Below are 17610 nucleotides of genomic sequence, written 5' to 3'. Positions count from 1 at the left end.
TCAGTTCCACAGTTTGGGTTCGGCAATCTCCAATGAATTGCCGGATGGATCACGGAAGTAGATCGAATGCGCACCATTCGGCCAGTCGAACTCGGCCTCGATTGCTATGCCATGTTTTGCCAGATGGTTGCGCCAGCGTTCCATCTCCTCGCGGCTTGCAGCAAAACATACATGGCCGGGACCGCTTGTGCCATGGGACGGCACGGGCAAGTGCTCTGGCAATGGCGGCTTCAACGTCTCTTCGGCCTTGAAGAGAAGCAATATGCCGTCGCCGCACCGGAAAAATGCGTTGCGCTCGCTCACTTTCCCGACCGGCTCCAGACCCATAATGCCGTGATAGAACTCTATAGCCTCCGCGACATCGCGGACATAGAGCGCCGTTTCAAGGATGCGTGCTGCGCGCATGGATGAAGTCTCCTCGGTGTATGGAGCAGACCTCGTTCCTATCAGGCGACGGCCATCTTCTGCAAGGACACAAGGCGATCAATGCCGCCGCGAGCCAGCTTCATCAGATTGGCAAACTCTTCTTCCGAGAAAGGCGCACCTTCCGCCGTTCCCTGAATTTCGACAATTCCGCCCTTGCCGGTCATCACGAAATTGCTGTCGGTCTCGGCGACAGAGTCTTCGGCATAGTCCAGATCAAGCACAGGCTCACCCTCGTAGATGCCGCAGGAAATCGCCGCGATATGATCTTTCAGAACCTTCTCGACGCGCACCATCTGGCGCGCTTCCATCCAGCGCAGGCATTCATGAAGCGCTACCCAGCCGCCGGTGATGGCTGCCGTCCGCGTGCCGCCATCGGCCTGAATGACATCGCAATCTACCGTGATCTGTACTTCGCCAAGTGCCTGCATGTCCACGACGGCGCGCAAGGAGCGTCCGATCAGACGCTGGATTTCCTGCGTGCGTCCGCCCTGCTTACCGGCAGCGGCTTCGCGGCGCATGCGGTCGCCGGTCGAACGCGGCAGCATGCCGTATTCCGCCGTGACCCAGCCCTTGCCCGTATTGCGCATCCAGCCCGGCACCTTTTCCTCAAGGCTTGCGGTGCACAACACATGCGTATCGCCAAACTTGACGAGGCAGGAGCCCTCGGCATGTTTGGAGATGCCGCGTTCGAAAGAAACGGCACGCATTTCGTCAGCCGCACGCTTGGATGGACGCATAGAAAATTCCTCGATTCATTTTTCCGGTGCGGCTTTTTAGGCTTCCCGGTCGCAAATAGAAAGCCATTCTGCCCGAAAAACCGTCAGAGATGTTGAGAGGCCTGTCACTATAGCCTAAAGGCTTTGACGCTTTGACTTGCGACCTTATATTTGGCGTATGCTATTTCCAGTGTGGCGAATCCGAAATTCGCATCATCTGGGAACAGCGCTGTGAACGAATTTCGGATTCAAAGCCACACTAGGGTTCGCGACCATATTATGATGAAAACGCCGGAACACCAGCTTTTGAGTTCGCTCGACCAGCGTTCGCGCGATATTTTCCGGCTGATTGTGGAAACCTATCTGAACGATGGCGATCCGCTTGGCTCGCGCAATCTCTCACGACTGCTGCCACACACGCTTTCACCTGCCACGATCCGCAATGTGATGAGCGATCTCGAGCATCTGGGTCTCATCTACGCACCGCATGTCTCAGCCGGACGCCTGCCGACCCAGATCGGGCTACGCTTCTTTGTCGATGCGTTTCTCGAAGTGGGCGATCTGCCGCCGGAGGAACGCTCCTCCATTGAGGCGCAGGTTCGTTCCGCCGGAATGAACAATTCGGTCGAAAGCGTTCTTACCGAGGCAAGCCAAGTTCTTTCAGGTCTGTCGCGCGGCGCGGGCCTCGTGCTTGCCACCAAAGCGGAAGGGGCACTCAAGCACATCGAATTCGTTCGTCTCGAACCGACACGGGCACTGGCTGTTCTTGTCATGCAGAACGGCGATGTCGAAAACCGCGTCGTCAATCTGCCCGTCGGCATCAGCAATTCGCAGCTGGTCGAGGCATCGAACTTTCTCAACGCACACATCCATGGCCACACGCTTTCCGAAGCCAAAGCCGAATTGAAAAAGCTGACGGAAGAAACACGGCAGGAACTCGATCAGCTATCGCAGGAACTTGTTGCCCAAGGGCTGGCGGTCTGGAGCGGGGCTGGAACGGATCAACCGGCGCGGCTGATCGTTCGCGGTCGCGCCAATCTTCTGGAAAACATCCATGCGCAGGAAGACATCGAGCGCCTGCGCCATCTGTTCGATGATCTCGAAACCAAGGACGGCATGGTCCAGCTTCTCGATCTCGCGGAAGCCGGTTCGGGTGTCCGCATCTTCATTGGTTCGGAGAACAAGCTTTTCTCCCTTTCCGGCTCATCGCTGGTGGTCGCCCCCTATCGCGACAGCGAGCAAAGGGTTATTGGTGCTCTGGGAGTCATTGGGCCCACACGGCTCAACTATGCGCGGATCGTTCCCATGGTGGACTACACCGCTCAGATCGTTTCCCGGCTCCTGCGGTAACTGTGAGATTTGCCGGGACAAACCAAGTCCCTGAAAATAGACCTTGATTTTACTGGCATGAAACTCGATATCCGCCCCAGAAGATATTCAAGACGGAAGTAGCATTATGGCTGACGAAAAAAACAAATCCCAGAACCCCGATCTTGAGCAGCGCGACATCAACAATCCCCGGGATCGTGAGGCGCTGAACCGAGCTGCCGACGATTTTCTGAAAGCGCGCAAGGCTGAAGCTCGTGCGGAAGTTGCCGAAGACGAAGCCGAAGCGGCAGTAGATGAAACCGCAAACCGGATCGCGATGCTCGAAGCTGACAATGGCGAGCTGAAGGATCAGCTCCTGCGTGCTGCAGCCGAGATGGAAAACCTTCGCAAGCGCACCCAGCGCGATGTGCAAGATGCGCGCACCTATGCCGTGACCAACTTCGCTCGCGACATGCTGTCGGTCTCTGACAATCTCCGCCGTGCGCTCGACGCTATTCCTGCTGATGCTCTGGCGACCGATGCCAGCCTGAAGTCGCTCGCAGACGGCGTCGAAATGACCGAACGCGCCATGCTGCAGGCTCTGGAGCGTCACGGCGTCAAGAAACTTGAACCGGAAGGCGAGAAGTTCGATCCGAACTTCCATCAGGCCATGTTCGAAGTGCCTAATCCGGATTTGCCGAACAACACCGTCGTGCAGGTCGTGCAAGATGGTTACGCCATCGGCGACCGTGTTCTGCGCCCGGCCATGGTCGGTGTGTCCAAAGGCGGCCCGAAGGCGACTGCCGACAACGGCGCTTCCGAAGGCAATGGCTGATTATATCAGCAATAACGGATGAGTATTGGAGCGGCGGCTTTGTCTGCCGCTCTTTTCATATCTGCAGTCCAGTTTGCGATAGAGCGCATTTCGATCTGACTGGATCGGATCAGCGGTCTAACCTATTCTATTTTAATCATAATCTTATCGATCCTCGTTTCACTCCGGTCGGATTATGCTCTAAGGTGCATATTGCTATTGGCGCGAACCGGTGAAAAATTGTCACTGGAAGTGTGGAGGAGAGCTGCAGCGTGACGATTCCTGAGTTTTTGAACTTCGCAGGCGTTTTCGTTTTCGCTGCGACCGGCGCTCTTGCAGCATCGCGACGCCAGCTCGATATCATCGGTTTTCTGTTCCTTGCCAATATCACCGGTATTGGCGGCGGAACGTTCCGCGATCTCGTCCTCGGTGCACCGGTTTTCTGGGTTGTCGAGCCGACTTATCTGCTGGCGGGTACGCTGGCGGCTATCTTTGTCTATTTCACCGCACACATGGTCGAGTCGCGCTATCGAGTCCTGCTCTGGCTCGATGCCATTGGTATGGCCGCCTATACCGTAATAGGTGCAGCCAAGGGACTGGCGCTCGGTTTCGGACCATCCGTCGCCATTGTGACCGGCATTTCAACAGCCACTCTGGGCGGCATATTGCGCGATATGGTGGCGGGCGAGCCTTCCGTGCTAATGCGTCGCGAAATCTATGTCACGGCTTCGCTTGCCGGTGCGTGTCTCTATGTCCTGCTTGCCTGGTTGCAGGTCGAGCCAGCTATATGTGCGATTGCAGCGGCTCTGACCGCGTTTCTCATTCGCGGCGGCGCACTTTATTTCGGCTGGACATTGCCCGTCTATAAAAGCCGCCCCGGACGCACTGAAGAAGAGCTTCAGCGCGACCGGATCATCAGGCCGGAATAAATCTTAAACAAGGCCAGCCTGGCCTGCAGCGGCCTGCAGGCTGAGCTGCGGACGCGGCCCCATCTGCTGGATAATAAGCCCCGCCGCCAATGAACCAAGACGGGCGCAATCTTCCAGTGAACGCTCGTTCGTATAACCGTAAAGGAAACCAGCTGCGTAGAGATCGCCTGCGCCGGTCGTATCGACCAGCGCGTCGATTTCAATGGCTGGGACAGTCAAGGTCTGGTCAGGTGTGACGACGACCGCACCTTTTTCCGAACGGGTGATGATCGAAAGCGCGCAGTCCATGCGCATGGAGGCAATCGCCGTTTCAAGCGACTTCGTCTTATAGAGCGACTTGGCCTCATCCTCATTGGCGAAAACGATATCGACAGTGCGCGAGCGCATGAGTTCCAGAAACTCTTCGCGATACCGGTCGACACAAAACGGATCGGAAAGCGTCATCGCCATCTGGCGCTTCTTTTCGTGCGCGATCTTCGATGCCATGACGATGGCTTCCTTCGCGCGCGGCGGGTCCCACAGATAGCCTTCGAAATAGGTCACCTTCGCATCGGACACCTTGGAGGTTTCGACATCTTCCGGTCCGAGTTCCACGCAGGCACCGAGATAGGTGTTCATCGAGCGTTCGCCATCCGGCGTCACGAAAATCATGGAGCGAGCAGTCGGCGATCCCTTTTCCAGCGGACGGGTGTCGAATGCAACGCCTTGCGCGCGGATATCATGCGCGAAAACACGGCCCAGATGATCGGTCGCAACCTTGCCGAAATAGGCCGAGCGTCCGCCAAGGCTTGCCACACCTGCTGCGGTATTTCCGGCACTGCCACCCGACATTTCTGTTGCCGGACCTGCAATCCGGCCATAGAGCAATTCAGCACGCTCTGCATCGATCAGGTTCATCGCGCCTTTGACGATTCCATTCGTTTCCAGAAAAGAGTCATCAGTGCGCGAAAGAATATCGACAATGGCATTGCCGATGCAAAGAACGTCGAATGTGGCCATGAGCGCGAGAAGCTCCCCTTTTGATTAGTCTCCTATCCGGCAAAACAGATCGTCATCGGAAAAGTCGCTATGCACTTTTCCGCGACATGCGTTGGGCCGGATATGCGGCAGTCATGTGGGTGCCGGTTTAGCGGTTTGAAACCCCTTTGGCTACCCTGCAAGCCTCCCGCATTGTGGGTAGTGCAGCTTGCGCCAAGATGAAGGCATACCTATTTCCATCTTCGTCTACAGTCGGAATTGGGTCGAAAATGATCTTGGATGCTGCATTGAAAGCTCTGAAACGCCTGACCACGCCAGAATTGCGTGCAGTTTTCTGGAAAACTCTCGGTTTGACGCTGTTGCTGCTGATCGGTCTTTGGGCGGCAGTTCGTCAAATCTTTTTTACTTTTGCCTGGCCGTGGATGGAGCAGATACTGCCCGGCATGCCGGAATGGGCAGGCTGGTTTGGTATCGTTGCCGCTATTGTTGCAGGCCTTGGTCTGGCGCTTGTTCTCGCATTGATGATCGCACCTGTCACTGCACTTGTGGCAGGTCTGTTTCTCGATGACGTCGCCGAAGTGGTCGAGCGTGAAGACTATCCGAACGATCCACCCGGTACGCCTTTGCCGACCGGCCGCTCTATCGTTGTTTCGCTGAAATTCCTCGGTATCGTCATCCTCGGCAACATCGTCGCCCTGTTCATGCTGTTCATACCCGGCGTCAATCTGATCGCCTTCTTCGTCATCAATGCCTATCTGCTCGGGCGGGAATTCTTCGAGTTTGCCGCTATGCGTTATCATTCCGAAGCCGAGGCCAAGGCGCTACGGTCACATTATAGCGTAACCGTCTTCCTGGCCGGGCTGCTGATTGCAGGCTTCATGGCTATCCCCATCGTCAATCTGCTGACACCGCTTTTTGCGGCAACGATGATGGTCCATCTGCACAAGGCTGTCTCGCAACGCGAAGCCCGGCTCACGCCTGCGGCGGCAAGGGGATAAGCGGCGCAGGAATGTCGCAGGTTTTCGCCGGATATTTGCAGATATCGGCAATCACACATTTCTCGCATTCCGGCTTGCGCGCCTTGCACACGTAACGCCCATGCAAGATCAGCCAGTGATGCGCATGAAGCATGTATTCTGCGGGGATGACCCGGACGAGGATGGCTTCCACGGCCTCTGGCGTTTTTCCCGGAGCAAGACCAATCCGATTGCCGATGCGCAGGATATGCGTGTCCACCGCCATTGTCGGCTGGCCGAAAGCCATATTCAGCACCACATTGGCCGTCTTGCGGCCAACACCCGGCAGCTTTACCAGTTCGTCCCGGTCCCCCGGCACTTCTCCGTCATGATCGCGGATCAAGGCTTCGGACAGGAGAATGACGTTCTTTGCCTTGTTCCGCCAAAGACCAATGGTGCGAATGTGGTCGCCGACTTTCTCTTCGCCCAGCGCCAGCATTTTCTGCGGCGTATCGGCAATTGCGAAGAGCCCGCGCGTCGCCTTGTTGACCCCGGCATCGGTGGCCTGTGCCGACAAAACCACGGCGACAAGAAGCGTAAAGGCATTCACATGCTCAAGCTCGCCCTTCGGCTCCGGTCTCTGAATGGAGAAACGGCGAAATATCTCATGGATTTCATCGGCCGTATAAAGCGTACCACGCACCCGACGTTGAGGGCGGGTGGCGGCAGAAACGTTCACAGGCGATTTGATTTTGGCCTTTTCCATTCCGTCTCTATAATAGTTTCTTGATCGACAAAACAATCAGCAGCTTGCCGCAGGCCAGTATAGGCCGGGACAATCTGCCAGACGACCTGAATGCTATGCATCACCCAGACGGCGCAGAACCTGATCGGTTCGACAAACCCATTTTCGAAGCTCTCCTCACCCCCTATCGTTCGCTGGGACGTACGGGCTTCACCATATTGATGAGCGCTCTGATCGGCTGCTGGATGTTCGTCGGTATTCTTTTCTGGTCCATCGGCGCATGGCCGATCTTCGGATTTTTCGGTCTCGATGTACTGCTGATCTATCTGGCTTTTCGCTGGAATTACCGGTCTGCTCGCGCGCGTGAGGAAATCTCCGTGTCCCGCTCTGCCCTGCATATTCGCAAATATGCAGCGTCCGGCAAGATGACTGCGCATCGTTTCAATCCGTTCTGGATACGGTTCAAGGTTGCACGAAAGCCGGATATCGGAATTACCGGTATGAGCGTGGAGAGCCGTGAAGCGAGTGTCGCGATCGGAAACTTCCTCTCCCAGGATGATCGCGAAAGTTTCGCAACCGCTTTCGGTGCAGCGCTTTCAGAAGCACGCCGATAGCAACACCCTGGGGTCAGGACCTATTAATTTGGTGAAAATGGTGTGAGGCCATCCATTCGGATACGAGGAGAAAAGGCGAAGGAAATGTGGTTCATTTTCGAGCTTTTTCGACAAAGTAGCCGGGTGGATGGACCACATCCTCTGGACACCGAAATGACTGGCGATCTGCTGCGTCGAACCGCTTGACCGGGGAAACCACCCCGTTCTTCGCGTCTCTCCTAGCAGCCCTTGTCATTTCAGGTGCCATTTCCATCAAATTAATCGGTCCTGACCCTAATATTGCCGGGTATCCTGAACTTCTCCTTCGTTTTAAGTTGAAACGAAGGAATCCGGATTGGCCCTTGAAGTCAGGCTTTTCACAAGCCATATCAGTTAGCGAGGAGATACGCCGTAAGGGTTCTCTTCATAACGGTCGCTTCTCATCAAGGACTGATGCAATGACAAGAATGACACCGTTTTCGAGCCCTTTGCTGCTCGGATTCGACACGATGGAAAAAACGCTGGAACGGATCGCAAAATCCGGCGACGGTTATCCGCCCTACAATATTGAACGCCTGCGCGGCGAGACGGGTTCCGAACGTCTGCGCATCACTTTGGCGGTGGCCGGTTTTGCCAGCGAAGACCTCGAAGTCATGACGGAAGACAATCAGCTCGTCATCCGCGGACGCCAGACCGACGATACCGAACGGGAATTTCTGCATCGTGGCATCGCTGCCCGACAGTTCCAGCGCGTTTTCGTCCTGGCAGACGGTATGCGGGTTCTCGGTTGCGACCTGAAAAACGGCCTTTTGGCCATCGATCTCGACCGCCCCGAACCCGAACGGCTGGTTAAACGAATCAGCATAGCGGTGAAAGACTGAGCTTGTTCAGTTTTTGTTCAGCACAATACCGCTATACTGAAAATGTGAAGCTCTGATGCGGCATGGTCGCAAATGACATGCCGACGAAATGGAGGCTAAGACCATGAACAGACATATATTCACCGAAAATGAATTCGCCCATCTCGGCGAAGGTGAAGTTGCCTATGTGCGCAAGATCCGTTCAGATGACCTTGCCCGCAGCTTCCCTGCCCTCCCACCGATAGAGCCGGGCCTTGAGCTCTGGGCGCTTTTTGGCGCCAGCGGTGAGCCAATCGTGCTCTCCGATGTCCGCGCCACCGCGCTACAAGGCGCGCAAGACCATGAACTGCGCACGGTAATGCTGCACTAAGGATAGACGCGATACCGGCCATCGCCGGTATCGCGCTTCCGTATGAAATCAGTACGGAAGATCGTGGCGTATACAAATGCCGCAAGTCGTCTTGAGGCAGAAGAAATATGCTTCTGCTCGGACTGTTTTTTCCTTCCCTGCCAATTCGTTTCTGCGAGCAAACAAACAAAACCGCCGTTCAAGCTGAACGGCGGTTTTGTCTACGAGAAACTATTTGAACTCAGGCGGCGTTGGAAGCAGGCTGAGCTGTCAGGAATGAATAGAGCGCCTGCGCGTCATGTGTGCCGCGCAATTTGGCAACCGTATCGGCATCGCGCAGCATACGGGCGATGCGCGAGAGTGCCTTCAGGTGATCCGCGCCGGCATTCTCCGGCGCGAGAAGCAGAAAAACAAGATCGACGGGTTGATCGTCCAGCGCCTCGAAATCGACCGGGGTTTCCAGACGAGCGAAGATTCCGGCTATTTTGTTGATGTTCGCCAGCTTGCCGTGCGGAATGGCAACGCCATTGCCCACCCCGGTAGAACCGAGGCGCTCACGCTGGAGAATTGTTTCGAAAACTTCACGCTCAGGGAGACCGGTCAGTTCCGCAGCCTTTTCAGACAGAATCTGCAAAAGCTGTTTTTTGGAGCTGGCTTTCAGCGCCGGGATAATCGCCCCAGGCTGAATCAGATCACTAAGATCCATTCTCTCCGTTCCTTCTTCAATCAGGCCTTTGCGGCCCGGTTTTGGGAAGCGCACGCGGCCGCCTAATCGCGATCTGCTGCGTGCGCTTCAGGTTTGCCGTCAGGCGCGTGGCGCGGCCTGGCGGGTGACCATCGATGGATCGACCCAGCCGATATTGCCGTCCGCGCGACGGTAGACGATGTTAACTTCATCATTGCCGGCATTGCGGAATACCAGAACCGGGTTCTCGATCAGATCCAGTTCCACGACCGCCGACGCCACCGACATGGTGCGCAGGGCGACGGACGATTCCGCAACAATTGTCGGCGCGTAATCCGCCGGAAGATCCTCCTCTTCCTCCGACAGCGGTGCCATAACACGATATGCAACGTCATCATAGATCGCATCTGGCTGCGTAGCCGGGCGCGATTTCAGACGACGCTTATAGCGGCGAAGGCGGGTTTCGATCTTGTCCGCGGCCGCTTCAAAAGCCAGCTGCGGATCCTGCGCGTCGCCAGTGCTTTGCAGAGTTGCACCACTATCGAGGTGCAAGGTGCAATCCGCACTGTAACGCGAACCGGACTTGGTGACCGTAACCTGTCCGGAAAAGCCATGATCGAAATATTTGCCGACTGCTTCATTCACCCGATCAATGATCCGGGTTGTGAAAGCTTCACCGACGTCCATATGCTTTCCAGATACACGCAGAGTCATTTGGCACACCTCATTTGCGTTACACCACAGGACTCAGTCTAATCACAAGGCGAGCGAAGCGCAAAGCGAACCAGCATCAAAGATGCTTTTCGTCCTGTGCGTTTTCCAACTAAATTCATGGTGCATGCACGCTTGCCAGGCGCACTTTCCGATGAGGCGTTGAAACACCTTCCAAAAAGCCGTCGAAGTCGTGACTGCTCCAATCAATAGCCCCTTTACGGGATGGTTGCCGCACATTGCTCTTTTAAGTAACGCCCCAGTAGCTGGTCCGTTGCCCGGATTTTTCCGGCCCGGTTTTCCTGGCCTGGTTTTCCTGGCCCGATTTTCCCGGAACGCCACATTGCCCTTCCTTCAAACATATGGACAACCGCAATTTCTTCCAGAAATTACAGCGATATTATCGGACGTTGTCTGCAAAACGCATTCGGCGGAAACGTCCAACCCATGTCTTCCTCCCCAAACCGGTTCTACTTTGAGGAGACATGCTTCAATTCTGCTTTGGCGTATTTTCGATCGTAGAAACACAAGTGCTTCTGCTGACATCTCGCCAATTCACGCTGACGACTTATCAGGAAGCCCTGGAAATGAGGGCGTCCAGACACGTGCCGCAACGCGAGCCGGGCTTCTATTGGGTGAAATGGCGCTTGTCAATTGGTCCTCCTGCCAGTTGGTCCTCTTGCAATGCTGATCTTTCCACAAATCGAGATCGAATTTTTCTGAAAGAGCAGCGCTACAGATCCAAAATTTTAGAGCATTCTCCCCTATTCGAATACGGGAATAAGGCCCTAGAGGTACAATCGGTGATTTAAAACGGTCCCTTCTCAGCGCAATCTGTGGAACCATTTTGGCTAGAGCGAAATGCGCTCACATTCGTTCGCGCTTCCGCTCTATCTGTCTGTATTACCGCATTTATGCAACGTCAGGTGATGCCACCTGACTGCAAAATGCTCTACGCAATCAGGAAGCTGACAATCTTGCCTTCTTTTCACGCCTGCGCTGAACCGATGAAGCAATATTCATCGATTCCCGATATTTTGCGACCGTTCTTCGCGCGATATCCACACCGTCCTTCTTCAGAGCATCCACGATGGCATCATCAGACAGTACGTCGTCGGACTTTTCGGCGTCGATCATCTGCCGAATACGATGGCGCACGCTCTCCGACGAATGAGCGTCGCCGCCTTCGGATGAGGCAATGGAGGCCGTAAAGAAATAGCGCAGTTCAAACACGCCACGCGGCGTGGCCATGAATTTGTTCGCCGTCACGCGGCTGATGGTCGATTCATGCATACCGACCGCGTCGGCAACCGTGCGCAGGTTGAGCGGCTTCAAGTGGGTCACGCCGTGGCGCAGAAAGCCGTCCTGCTGCCGGACGATTTCCTGCGTTACCTTGAGAATGGTGCGCGCGCGCTGGTCGAGACTGCGTACGAGCCAGTTCGCAGTCTGCATGCAATCCGAGAGAAATGCTTTTTCTTCGGCTTTGACCGAGGTGCTCACCTCTGCATAATATTCATTGTTGACGATAAGACGTGGCATTGCGGCTGCGTTGAGTTCAATAGTCCAGCCACCGTCACGCGACGGTGTAACCAGTGCGTCCGGCACAATGGCATCGGCCACGGAGATTTCGAACAAAGCACCGGGCTTTGGATCGAGCATACGGATTTCGGTCAGCATATCGAGAATATCGGCCTGATCGACACCGCACAGCTTCTTGAGCGTCGCGAAATCCCGCCGTGCAAGAAGATCGAGATTGTCGATCAACACCTCCATGGCCGGATCGAACCGATCCTTGAGACGCAACTGTATCGCCAGACACTCCCGCAGATCACGGGCAAAAAGGCCTGCCGGATCAAAGTCTTGCATCACTCCAAGAACGTGCTCGATCTCGACGGTTTCCACGCCAAGATTCTGGGCCAGACCGACAATATCGACACGCAGATAGCCGCTCTCGTCCAGTGCATCGGCGAGCGCCGTCGCAATGAACCGGTCTGCCGCTTTGGAAAAAGTCAGCGTGATCTGTTCCGCCACGTGCTCGCTCAATGAAATCCGGCTGGCCGTAACCTGATCGATGTCGTAACTGCCACCTGAAACATATCCGTCACCGACGGACGATTTCCATTGCGCGGCAAGATCGGGACCGATCTCGTCGAAGCGACCCGGATCATCCGGAAAGATATTTTCAAGTGAGCTGTCGAAGGTGGATGAGAGATTTTCGGCATTATCCGAAGCGCCTGTTTTGAACCAGTCGCCATCCGACAAGTCATCCGACGCCGCATCCTCTCCGCCGGTTTCAGCGCCGTCTCGTGCTGATTCAGCGCCCGAAAAATCATCATTCGCTGCCTCAATTCGATCCAGCAGCGGATTTTTTTCGATTTCAATGTCGAGAAATTGCTCCAGCTCCATATGCGTCATCTGCAGCAGCTTGATCGACTGCATCAGCTGGGGGGTCATCACCAGCGATTGCGATTGACGGAAATCGAGCTTGGGCGACAGAGCCATGCGACGCGTTATTCTCCCCCGTTAAACCCTGTCAATAACCGCGGAACACATGGTCAACGCGCGAGATATTCTTGACAGCAATCTGGCCTTCAGACGGCACTCATCGACATGGGACCTGAGCCCATACAGAGGAATAAGCCGTGCGCTCGCAGCCGTTTCAGGCTGAAAGCGTATTTGAATGAAAACTGGTATGAACCTTGCTTGTCAATTCAGAATGTGCGGTTTGGGGACAAAAGGGGAAATAGTCGCGGTTCAGCGGCACTTTCTGTAACTTTGTGCAGAACATAACAGGCTCAAACCGATGGCTGGTCAGAATGAAGGCATTTCCATAGGAGCCTGAAACGATATGAAAATGCCGAATATTAAAGTGTGAATTGGTCGCCGAGATAAAGCCGTCGCACGTCGGGATTGGCAACGATTTCGGCAGGACGACCATGTGTCAGCACCTGACCGGCGTGAATGATGTAGGCGCGGTCGATAAGGCCGAGCGTTTCACGCACATTATGGTCGGTAATCAGAACACCGATGCCGCGGCTTGTCAGATGGCGAACGAGTTGCTGGATATCCGAAACGGCAATCGGATCGACACCAGCAAAAGGCTCATCGAGCAGCATGAAGTTTGGGCGTGATGCCAGCGCACGCGCAATTTCGAGACGACGGCGCTCGCCGCCGGACAGCGAAATGGCAGGCGCCTTGCGCAGATGAGCGATGTGAAATTCTTCCAACAACGCATCCAGCTCGGAAGCGCGTTTGGAGCGATCTTTCTCCACAACTTCCAGCACAGCCTTGATGTTGTTTTCCACCGAAAGGCCACGGAAAATGGACGCTTCCTGCGGCAGATAGCCTATGCCAAGACGGGAACGGCGATACATCGGCATAGACGTGACGTCGAAACCGTCGATCTCGATGGAACCGGCATCAGCCGGAACGAGGCCTGTCACCATATAGAAGCAAGTGGTCTTGCCTGCGCCGTTCGGCCCCAGAATACCGACAGCTTCGCCAGCACGCACACCGAACGACACGCCATTGACGACCTGCCGGCCGCGATAGCTCTTGCAGAGACCGCGTGCCACCAGCGTCCCTTTGAGACGCGTCGACTTACCCGGCTGGCCGGGCATAGCGCCCGCGACATCGGATGGTGCGTTCACATTTTGCGATGCGTCTTGCGGCCCGTCGGCCTTCTTGTTCCAGAACAATCCCACGCCTGCTCCGGTCAGTTCTGCTTGGGCGCAGCACCGCCCTGCTGTTGATCTTTCGGGGCCATGATAATCGATACGCGACCCTTGGTCTGGCCCTTGCAGCTTTCGACATTGGCGCGGCCCGTATCGAGATGCGCCGTCAGCTTGCAACCGGTCACGACATTGTCGCCATCGGTCAGAACCACTTTCTGCCCCTGAAGAACCATAACCTGGTTTTTCGCATCATAACGCCCGGTATCACCAGTTGCGACCTGCGTCCCGGACTTGAGATAGACTTTCCCCGAAATGTCGATGTGATCGATGCTCGATGAATCGAGGCCGCCCACGCCAGCACTTGTCGGTTCCGGGGCCGGTGCTTCGCCGTCTTTCTTGGCCTTGTTGTAATAGACTGTCATCTGGCCTGCCTTCAACAGGGCGTCGCCCTGCGAAACGGCAACATTACCGGTGAATATGGCAATGCCTTCCTTGTCGCGCATTTCCAGCTTGTCAGCGTCGATCTTGACGGGCGCCTTGCTGTTGGAAAGCTTCAGCCCGTTCACGGCTGCGCCTTCCTGCGCCAGTGAAACTGTCGGAGCCGCGACAATGCCGAGCGCCAGAACTGCAAATCCCATCCGCAAAGTGCGGGCCATCGTACCCTTGTTCATCTTGCCCGTCTCGCGTTCCATATAATTTCAGCTCCCCGAAGCATTCGACCATCCCTGGGTCGACATGCGGTCAGACGCAACATTAAGCACTTTGCGGCCAAATGGGAACATTCAGCATCGCAAAATGCGATCAAAAAAGCGGCTTAGAGCCTGTACCATTCCGATTGCATCAGAATCACGCTCTAACAATCTGTTTTCGAGCACATTTCGATCCGAGGACCGGTTTCAGAATGTACTCAACCGCGCCGCACAGATATGAATCGGTCCGAACGCTTCCCCTATCCTCAAATCAGGCGCCCTTTTCAGGGAGCCTTGTTGGGCGAAACAACGCTGCCGTCAACAGTCATTCGAACCTTGTTCTCGAAAATCAGAACCTTGCCGTTGTCCTTGACCTGCATGCTGTCGGCCAGAATATGCGTGCTGCCGCTGCGGATATCCACGGGCTTGTCAGTGGTGATCTGCCCGCTCTTGAGATTTACGTCCGCAGAACGCAGCACCGCACGTAAACCGTCGTCTGTCGTAACAGTAAAGTCCTTATCAAGTTGCAAACGCCCATTGGCATTGTCGTAAACACCGGACGTTGCCTCGACCTTGGCCGTGCCCTTGTCACCAACCGGCAGCTCCGCGGAAATGCCTTCAAGCGAAATCGCACCGCTGTTCTTTGCATCCTGCGTCGCCTTGGAAGCGGTCATTGAATAGGGGCGGTTATCCTTGGTATATCCATTCAGGTGCGGGCTCGTCATGACAAGCTTTCCGCTTTCGCCGCCATTGTTCACTTCGACCTTAACGGGCGCGTTCGGCGTCGCAAGGAACGTGTACCAAGAGAATACCGCTCCCACGATGATTGCGGCGACAGGGAGGGCTGTCTTCAGAACGCGAACGCGGATCGAATGGCGCTGTGCAGCATGAAAAAGCGTCTCGGCCTTCTCCGACGCACCAAAACGCATGCCACCCGTGCCGCGACCTTGAGCAGTCGCGTTCTGCGGCGCATGGCTATCTGTGGTGTCGGCGGTCATGTGGCGTTCAATTCCTCAACGGCTTTCGTAAAACTCGATAATCAGCGCGTGTGTGTCGCGCTTTTTCATTTCAATAAGGTTTATTTGGGGTGAAATAATCGGTCGCTCAATAGCTTTATACCGCGCAAAATACCGCACCCGCCTCGCAAACAGCAAGCAGGAACGGCCTATGCCTTTGATACTTCAGCCCAATTGACACCCCACCGAATTAAGCAGGATGCTATTCAACTCTTTGATACCACAAAACTCGGTCAAATTACAGCTGTGCGTATTGCAGCCGCCAAAGCTGATCTGGCAACGAACATAAGAATCTCGGACAGCTTCATTACAATATGTATTTCAGGCACTATCTCTAACCAGACCTATTTTTCGAAGATACTTGCCGCGTGCCCTCATTCGGGGCACAAGGTGAACTGCGGGGCGCAAGCCGCGCGATTTGAACGAACGGATGGACGGGAATGGCTCAAGACGCCGAAGCAATTATCGAACGCCGGAAATTGCGCAGAAAGCTGACGATCTGGCGTGGGGCCTTCCTGCTTCTGATCGCCGCCCTGATTGCCGTCTTCGCTTCATGGTCCATGCGCGGCACCAACTTCAACCAGCCGCACATTGCCAAGGTTCGTATCGAAGGCACCATCTTCGAGAATGAGGAATTGCTGAAGCGTCTCGACAAGATCGCCAAGGATGACGCCGTCAAAGGCGTGATTCTGGTTCTCGATTCGCCCGGTGGAACGACGGTGGGCGGCGAAGCGATTTTCGAAGCCGTGCGCAAGATTGCCGAGAAAAAGCCGGTCGTCACGCAGGTAGGAACCCTTGCAGCTTCCGCCGGTTACATGATTGCCAGCGCTTCGGACCACATCGTGGCACGACAGACATCCATCGTCGGCTCGATTGGTGTCCTGTTCCAGTATCCAGATGTTTCAAAGCTTCTCGATACGATCGGTGTGAAGGTCGAAACCATCAAATCCTCGCCACTCAAGGCGGAACCCAATTATTTCAGCCCGGCCAGCGAAGAAGCCAAGGGCATGATCCGCAATATGATCATGGATTCCTATGCGTGGTTCGTGGACATTGTCGAAAAACGCCGTTCGTTCACACATGAACAGGCGCTGGCCCTCGCCAATGGCGCGGTTTTTACAGGGCGACAGGCACTCGATAAAAAATTGATCGACGGATTGGGCGGTGAAGAGGAAGCGGTCGCCTGGCTTGCGAGCAAGGGGCTTTCCAAAGATTTGCCGCGTCTGGAATGGAAGCCGGTCAGCAGTGAAACGGGTTTCTCGCTGCGCGATCTTATCATTCATGCCGGTGCACGCCTTCTTCGCGTGCCGCAGGAAGCAGACGGCATGTTGAAGCAGATCGCCAAGGAACGCATCTTTCTTGACGGACTTCTTTCGGTTTGGCACGTTGACGGTACGCCTGAAGCGAATTGACGCCAGCCAGGTAAACTTACACAATATCCGGTAGATACCGGATGAAACAAACAGAAGAACAGGGGTTTAAAGCCGTGATCAAATCGGAACTCGTTCAGATTATCGCCAGCCGTAATCCGCATCTCTTTCAGCGCGATGTCGAAAACATCGTGGGCGCGGTATTCGACGAGATCACAAACGCTCTTGCCGAAGGCAATCGTGTTGAGCTGCGCGGCTTCGGCGCCTTTTCGGTGAAGAACCGCCCTGCCCGCAGCGGTCGCAATCCGCGCACCGGCGAAACGGTGGATGTGGAAGAAAAGTGGGTTCCCTTCTTCAAGACCGGCAAGGAACTGCGCGACCGTCTCAACGGCGCAGTCTGATAAACATCATGGCGGCAAAACGCATCATCGCCATCATCGTTCTCGTGCCGCTTGCAGTGGCTCTGATTGCGTTGTCGGTTGCCAATCGCGCATCGGTGCAGTTTACGATCGATCCGTTCAATCCGGGCAATCCCGCTCTGTCCTATAATGCGCCTCTGTTTCTGTGGCTGTTCGGCGCGCTTCTTCTCGGCGTTGTCATTGGCTCACTGGTGACGTGGCTCACACAAGGCAAGCACCGCCGCAAGGAGCGCATGTACAAGCAGGAAGCTGCGCGCCTGCTTGAACGGAGCACCGCCGCCGAAAAGCGCAATATGCCGGTCGTGAACTCCTGAAACACCTGCTATTCTCAAACCCGGAGGCAAAACTTCCGGGTTTTCATGGTCGAAGCGC

Annotated in this window: 20 protein-coding genes; 10 read left to right on the top strand and 10 right to left on the bottom strand. The window is 55.3% G+C overall.

Features of this window, described 5'->3' with window-relative positions; all coding sequences use genetic code 11:
* On the bottom strand, positions 1-405 hold the full coding sequence (locus tag KWJ32_RS07150; RefSeq protein WP_010658016.1) for a VOC family protein: 405 nt from the start codon (positions 403-405) through the stop codon (positions 1-3).
* A 41-nt stretch (positions 406-446) separates the two neighbouring features.
* Positions 447-1163, bottom strand: coding sequence for a ribonuclease PH (gene rph / locus KWJ32_RS07145; RefSeq protein ID WP_010658015.1), 717 nt, complete (start codon positions 1161-1163; stop codon positions 447-449).
* Positions 1164-1421: 258 nt separating this feature from the next.
* Between rph and hrcA the strand changes: the two genes are divergently transcribed.
* The 3 genes from hrcA to KWJ32_RS07130 all read left to right on the top strand — a co-directional run bounded on the left by hrcA (position 1422) and on the right by KWJ32_RS07130 (position 4193).
* Positions 1422-2492 (top strand): heat-inducible transcriptional repressor HrcA, encoded by a 1071-nt coding sequence (hrcA, locus tag KWJ32_RS07140; protein WP_010658014.1) that lies wholly within the window; start codon positions 1422-1424, stop codon positions 2490-2492.
* 106 nt (positions 2493-2598) lie between these two features.
* Positions 2599-3285 (top strand): nucleotide exchange factor GrpE, encoded by a 687-nt coding sequence (grpE, locus tag KWJ32_RS07135; protein ID WP_010658013.1) that lies wholly within the window; start codon positions 2599-2601, stop codon positions 3283-3285.
* Positions 3286-3536: 251 nt separating this feature from the next.
* Positions 3537-4193 (top strand): trimeric intracellular cation channel family protein, encoded by a 657-nt coding sequence (locus KWJ32_RS07130; protein WP_010658012.1) that lies wholly within the window; start codon positions 3537-3539, stop codon positions 4191-4193.
* A gap of 3 nt (positions 4194-4196) precedes the next feature.
* On the opposite strand, the gene KWJ32_RS07125 is transcribed toward KWJ32_RS07130, so the two are convergent.
* Entirely contained in the window at positions 4197-5192 is a 996-nt protein-coding gene (locus tag KWJ32_RS07125) for an adenosine kinase (RefSeq protein WP_010658011.1), read from the bottom strand.
* A gap of 248 nt (positions 5193-5440) precedes the next feature.
* Here KWJ32_RS07125 and KWJ32_RS07120 point away from each other — a divergent pair, with 248 nt between their 5' ends.
* A complete protein-coding gene (locus KWJ32_RS07120) occupies positions 5441-6169 on the top strand; it encodes a sulfate transporter family protein (RefSeq protein ID WP_011982374.1) in 729 nt (242 codons plus the stop codon).
* Here KWJ32_RS07120 and nth read toward each other — a convergent pair.
* Entirely contained in the window at positions 6144-6893 is a 750-nt protein-coding gene (gene nth / locus KWJ32_RS07115; protein ID WP_094514689.1) for an endonuclease III, read from the bottom strand. The two genes, KWJ32_RS07120 and nth, sit on opposite strands and share 26 nt — an antisense overlap.
* Before the next feature lie 95 nt (positions 6894-6988).
* On the opposite strand from nth, the gene KWJ32_RS07110 reads away from it, so the two are divergent.
* From KWJ32_RS07110 to KWJ32_RS07100, 3 genes are all read left to right on the top strand, one after another.
* Positions 6989-7486, top strand: coding sequence for a DUF2244 domain-containing protein (locus KWJ32_RS07110; protein WP_011982372.1), 498 nt, complete (start codon positions 6989-6991; stop codon positions 7484-7486).
* A 437-nt stretch (positions 7487-7923) separates the two neighbouring features.
* A complete protein-coding gene (locus KWJ32_RS07105; RefSeq protein ID WP_010658007.1) occupies positions 7924-8346 on the top strand; it encodes an Hsp20 family protein in 423 nt (140 codons plus the stop codon).
* A gap of 103 nt (positions 8347-8449) precedes the next feature.
* Positions 8450-8695 carry a DUF1150 family protein gene (locus tag KWJ32_RS07100; protein ID WP_010658006.1) on the top strand — a complete coding sequence of 82 codons (246 nt, stop codon included), beginning with the start codon at positions 8450-8452 and terminating at the stop codon, positions 8693-8695.
* Positions 8696-8915: 220 nt separating this feature from the next.
* Here KWJ32_RS07100 and ptsN read toward each other — a convergent pair whose 3' ends face one another.
* The 6 genes from ptsN to lptC form a co-directional block, all read right to left on the bottom strand.
* Complete coding sequence (gene ptsN / locus KWJ32_RS07095; protein ID WP_006465889.1) at positions 8916-9380, bottom strand: PTS IIA-like nitrogen regulatory protein PtsN; 465 nt, start codon at positions 9378-9380, stop codon at positions 8916-8918.
* Positions 9381-9479: 99 nt separating this feature from the next.
* A complete protein-coding gene (raiA, locus tag KWJ32_RS07090) occupies positions 9480-10073 on the bottom strand; it encodes a ribosome-associated translation inhibitor RaiA (RefSeq protein ID WP_010658005.1) in 594 nt (197 codons plus the stop codon).
* Between the two features lie 957 nt (positions 10074-11030).
* Positions 11031-12572, bottom strand: coding sequence for an RNA polymerase factor sigma-54 (rpoN, locus tag KWJ32_RS07085; protein WP_011982371.1), 1542 nt, complete (start codon positions 12570-12572; stop codon positions 11031-11033).
* A gap of 362 nt (positions 12573-12934) precedes the next feature.
* Entirely contained in the window at positions 12935-13690 is a 756-nt protein-coding gene (gene lptB / locus KWJ32_RS07080; protein WP_029375854.1) for an LPS export ABC transporter ATP-binding protein, read from the bottom strand.
* Positions 13691-13785: 95 nt separating this feature from the next.
* Positions 13786-14436 carry an LptA/OstA family protein gene (locus KWJ32_RS07075; RefSeq protein WP_011982370.1) on the bottom strand — a complete coding sequence of 217 codons (651 nt, stop codon included), beginning with the start codon at positions 14434-14436 and terminating at the stop codon, positions 13786-13788.
* Between the two features lie 281 nt (positions 14437-14717).
* Complete coding sequence (gene lptC, locus KWJ32_RS07070; protein ID WP_011982369.1) at positions 14718-15431, bottom strand: LPS export ABC transporter periplasmic protein LptC; 714 nt, start codon at positions 15429-15431, stop codon at positions 14718-14720.
* A gap of 458 nt (positions 15432-15889) precedes the next feature.
* Here lptC and sppA point away from each other — a divergent pair, with 458 nt between their 5' ends.
* The 3 genes from sppA to KWJ32_RS07055 all read left to right on the top strand — a co-directional run bounded on the left by sppA (position 15890) and on the right by KWJ32_RS07055 (position 17552).
* Positions 15890-16861 carry a signal peptide peptidase SppA gene (sppA, locus tag KWJ32_RS07065; RefSeq protein WP_011982368.1) on the top strand — a complete coding sequence of 324 codons (972 nt, stop codon included), beginning with the start codon at positions 15890-15892 and terminating at the stop codon, positions 16859-16861.
* 74 nt (positions 16862-16935) lie between these two features.
* Entirely contained in the window at positions 16936-17220 is a 285-nt protein-coding gene (locus KWJ32_RS07060; RefSeq protein ID WP_004687882.1) for an integration host factor subunit beta, read from the top strand.
* An 8-nt stretch (positions 17221-17228) separates the two neighbouring features.
* A complete protein-coding gene (locus KWJ32_RS07055) occupies positions 17229-17552 on the top strand; it encodes a LapA family protein (RefSeq protein WP_010657999.1) in 324 nt (107 codons plus the stop codon).
* Positions 17553-17610: the final 58 nt, after the last annotated feature.

Origin of the sequence: Ochrobactrum sp. BTU2 (genome assembly GCF_024539785.1) — a bacterium.
GTDB lineage: Bacteria > Pseudomonadota > Alphaproteobacteria > Rhizobiales > Rhizobiaceae > Brucella > Brucella anthropi.
Note: the sequence above shows the minus strand (reverse complement) of the source record. Positions and strands in the feature narration are given on the sequence as shown.